The 2464-nt window shown below is 69.5% G+C and carries 4 protein-coding genes; 1 reads left to right on the top strand and 3 read right to left on the bottom strand.

Annotated elements, in window-relative coordinates; genetic code table 11:
* From FJY88_13545 to FJY88_13535, 3 genes are all read right to left on the bottom strand, one after another.
* Positions 1–489 (bottom strand): riboflavin synthase (locus FJY88_13545; GenBank protein ID MBM3288351.1); only part of this gene is annotated, 489 nt, incomplete at its 3' end.
* A gap of 23 nt (positions 490–512) precedes the next feature.
* Positions 513–1823 carry a bifunctional diaminohydroxyphosphoribosylaminopyrimidine deaminase/5-amino-6-(5-phosphoribosylamino)uracil reductase RibD gene (ribD, locus tag FJY88_13540; GenBank protein ID MBM3288350.1) on the bottom strand — a complete coding sequence of 437 codons (1311 nt, stop codon included), beginning with the start codon at positions 1821–1823 and terminating at the stop codon, positions 513–515.
* Entirely contained in the window at positions 1787–1984 is a 198-nt protein-coding gene (locus FJY88_13535) for a hypothetical protein (protein MBM3288349.1), read from the bottom strand. The genes ribD and FJY88_13535 overlap by 37 nt, the downstream gene beginning before the upstream one ends.
* A 243-nt stretch (positions 1985–2227) precedes the next feature.
* On the opposite strand from FJY88_13535, the gene FJY88_13530 reads away from it, so the two are divergent.
* Positions 2228–2464, top strand: a 237-nt coding sequence (locus tag FJY88_13530; GenBank protein MBM3288348.1) for a YkgJ family cysteine cluster protein, incomplete at its 3' end; no start/stop codon positions are given.

The raw sequence follows: 2464 nt of genomic DNA, 5'->3' as shown, positions 1-2464 counted from the left end.
CGGGATGATATGGACCCGGAACCATCGCGGCCCCACCGCGCCCACCGTCAGACTGACGCCATCGACGCAGATCGACCCCTTCTCGACGATGTAGCGCCGGATGGAAGGCGGCGCCTCGACTTCCAGAACCCAGTCGCCCCTGAGCCGCGCGACGCGCCGCAGCACCCCGATTCCATCGACGTGCCCCTGGACAAAGTGCCCGCCCATCCGATCCATGGGCCGCACGGCCCTCTCCAGGTGGACGCGATCCGCAGCGCGCAACCTCCCCAGAGTCGTCCGCCGGAGCGTCTCCGCCGCCGCCTGGACGCGGAAGCTCCCGTCGCTCCCGGCATCCTCCAAGAGGGTCAGGCAGACGCCTTGCACCGCGACGGACGAGCCAGCCGGAAGCTCCCCGGGGGCGAAGGGGGAGCGGATGACGAGCTCCCGGACTCCCTCCCGGCTCCCGGCTCGGGCGATCCGCCCGATCGCCTCGACAAGACCAGTGAACATGGGCCGAACTCCTCAGATGGACTCTACAGCATCCGCCGGGGATCGTCGCGGGGCGAGACGAGCGGGCGCCCCGATCGATGCTGCAAGAGGAGCGCCAGATCGGGACCGCACGCGGTGGAGAGCTCCAGGAGAGGCGTCCTCACCGCCCGCCGCAGCGGGAGGCCGGCGATGCGGCTTCCCCACCCGTTGGGTCCGCCGACGATCCTCGGGGCCAGGAAGAGGAAGATCCGGTCCACCGGGCCCTCGCGGAGAAAGCCGGCCGCCAGCCGGGGACCGGGCTCCACAAGCAGGTCCAGAAGGCCCTCGAGAGCCGCATGGCGGGCGAGGGAGGGCAGGTCGACCCCGCCACCCCGCGCCGGCAGATTCCATACCTCCCAGCCCTTCCTACGAAAGAGAGCGGCCCTTCGAGGGGACGGGTTGGAGCAGGCGACGATCAGCCGGGGCCTGCGGATCCATCGGGAACGCCCGCCCGATCGAACGAGCGACCAGTTGCCGGCCACGGCCTCAGCGGGCTCGAGCCCCCGTCCTCGTTCCGATCTGAAGAGCCGCGCGAGCCTGCAGTCCGGATCGCCGGCGAGTCGCGTGTCGATCACGATCCGGCTGGGTGACCGGCCGGCCCTCCCGCCCGGCTGCAGGCGCGGATCGTCCGAGAAGACCGTCCCCCTACCGACGACGATCGCATCGGCGCGCAGCCGGAGCCTGCCGACGACCTGCCTTGCCGCGGGCCCCGTGATCCAGCGCGAGCTGCCGCCTTCGTCGGCCACCTTCCCATCCAGGCTGGAAGCGATCTTGAGGGTGACTCTCGCCCGGCCTCGGCGATGGGCCAGGTCGAAAGGCAGATTCAGGAGCCGCGCATCCTCCTCCAGAATGCCGGTCGCGACCTGCCATCCTTCCTCGCGCAAGATCCTGAGGCCTCTTCCCCTGACTCGAGGATTCGGATCCGTCGCTCCCACCACCAGCCGCCGGATAGGGGTCCCGCGCAGGAGATCGACGCAGGCCGGCGTCTTCCCTTCATAGGTGCAGGGCTCGAGCGTGACGTAGAGGATCGCGTCGGATGGAACCCTCTTCCCGGCCCGCCGGAGAGCATCGAGGAGCCGCGGCTCGGCGTGGGGTCCGCCGAAGCGGGCATGCCACCCCTCGGCGATCACCTTCCCTCCGGAGACAAGAACCGCGCCGACCATCGGATTGGGGGAAGTCATCCCCGCCCCGCGGCGCGCGAGAGCAAGAGCGCGCGCCATGAAGGTCGGATCGGCCGCGGTCGACTCATCCCCCGAGGCGCCTCGCCGCAACGCCCGGCTCAGGACCGCTCCCCTTTCTCGCCCGCGTCTCGACAGTCCTCGAAGGAGACATCGACGATCTCGTCGGGCGACGCCGCCGGCCGCTCGTTCCCCTCAGCGGGGCGGCCTTCCGCTCTACGCCGCGTCGAGATTCCCTGGAGCCCGCGGATCAGGAGGATCGCAATCGCGCAGAGGAGCGTGAAGAGGAGCAGTCTCATCCTCGGCAAGGACCTCCACCGGCGCGGGTCAGGACCGCCGGGCGGAGCCCGCCCGCGTCCATCCGAGAAGCCCGCACGAAGCATCCGCTCGGTCCTGGTGGCGCGCCGGCCCGCTTCTCAGATCCAGTCAAATGAGTCTAGGATGCCCCCTGGCCGCTGTCAAGAAACGGGGCCGGCGCCCCGCGCGAGCCCACGCCCGCCGGCGCTTGTGTTAGGCTTCCCTGGTTCTCGGAAGGAGGAGATGTGCCGAGCGAATGTCTTCCCGCCTGCTCCCTCTGCTGCCGCTACGTGGCGATTCCGATCGATCCGCCCACCTCGCGATCATCGATCGAGCAGATGAGATGGATGGTGAGCCACAAGGATGTCTGGCTCTACGCCGACGACGAAGGAGAGTGGTTCGTCCAGTTCATCACCCCTTGCGAAGAGCTCGATCTGGTGCGCAATCGCTGCGGGATCTACGAGGATCGCTTCTCGGTCTGC

The sequence above is a fragment of the Candidatus Eisenbacteria bacterium genome (genome assembly GCA_016867495.1).
Lineage (GTDB): Bacteria > Eisenbacteria > RBG-16-71-46 > CAIMUX01 > VGJL01 > VGJL01.
This window is presented reverse-complemented; position numbering and strand designations above follow the sequence as displayed.